Annotated in this window: 1 protein-coding gene; it reads left to right on the top strand. The window is 48.1% G+C overall.

What is annotated here, in order from left to right:
- Positions 1 to 329: 329 nt before the first annotated feature.
- Positions 330 to 1,218 (top strand): LysR family transcriptional regulator (locus IQ242_RS25220; protein WP_193961842.1); only part of this gene is annotated, 889 nt, incomplete at its 3' end.

Below are 1,218 nucleotides of genomic sequence, written 5' to 3'. Positions count from 1 at the left end.
CCCTTAATAAGGGGGGTGCCGATAGGCGGGGGGATCCCCCCTTGATAAGGGGGGTATCTGACAACTTTTAACACCTACCTACTTAACTTTATCCCAGATTACATTACTAGGAATCCCTAGCAAGGTAGAAAATATTCTGATGAAATGAGGATTGTTGAATCTGCCAGAAAAAAGACAGTTCAACAGCCCAATTGTGAGCGAGAAGTAGTTCAAGGCTGACCCCTAAAATAACTGATAACTGGGAAAACGGTAGCAATTTCTACCAAAAGTCCCAATAAAATTCGTTATTGTCATAAGGTCATGACGGAATGTAATTAAAACCAGAAAGAATGCGGATCGAGCAATTGCAAGCCTTTTTAGCCGTAGCCGATACGGGCAATTTCGGTCAAGCGGCGCGCCAGTGTGGAGTCACCCAATCGACTATCAGCCGCCAGATTCAATCCCTAGAAACCGATTTGGGCTTACCTCTTTTCCATCGTACCGCCCAAGCGAAGTTAACCATTGCCGGGGAGAAATTACTGCCCCGGGCGAAACGGATTTGTCAAGAATGGACGAATGTTCACGAGGAAATCACTGACCTACAGGCGGGAAAACAGCCAGAATTGTGCGTGGCGGCGATTCATTCGGTGTGCGCCCACTATTTACCGCCGATTTTGCCGAAATTCTGTGCTGAATACCCGGAAGTTCAGTTAAGAGTTACAGCCCTAGGCAGCGATCGCGCGTTAAAAGTGCTGCGGGATGGTTTAGTAGATGTGGCGTTGGTAATGAATAATCGTTTTCTCACCTCTAGCCCGGAGATGGTGGTCGAGGTATTATACCAAGAAGCGATCGAAATTCTCATGGCCGCTAATCATCCCCTCGCCCAATACAAAGAAGTGCCATGGTCAGAATTAATCCCCTATCCGCAAGTGGTTTTCAAAGACGGCTACGGAATGCAAAGATTAGTACAAGAATGGTTTTCCCGTCAGGATGCCCACCTGAAAACCGTCATGGAATTAAACACCCTCGATGCTTTTCGCGGTGTGGTGCGTCAGGGTAATATTATCGCTCTTCTGCCCCAATCCGCCCTGATGGAGGCCCGTAGCGATGCCACCCTCGCCATTCGTCCTCTTGCTTCCCCTAGTAGCGAAAATCCCCATCTTAACAATGGTAAATTTAGTCATCGTCTCACCCGTCAGGTAGTCCTTGTCACCACTAGCGATCGCCTACAGATACCAC

Origin of the sequence: Microcystis sp. LEGE 08355, from assembly GCF_015207185.1 — a bacterium.
Lineage (GTDB): Bacteria > Cyanobacteriota > Cyanobacteriia > Cyanobacteriales > Microcystaceae > Microcystis > Microcystis panniformis.
Note: the sequence above shows the minus strand (reverse complement) of the source record. Positions and strands in the feature narration are given on the sequence as shown.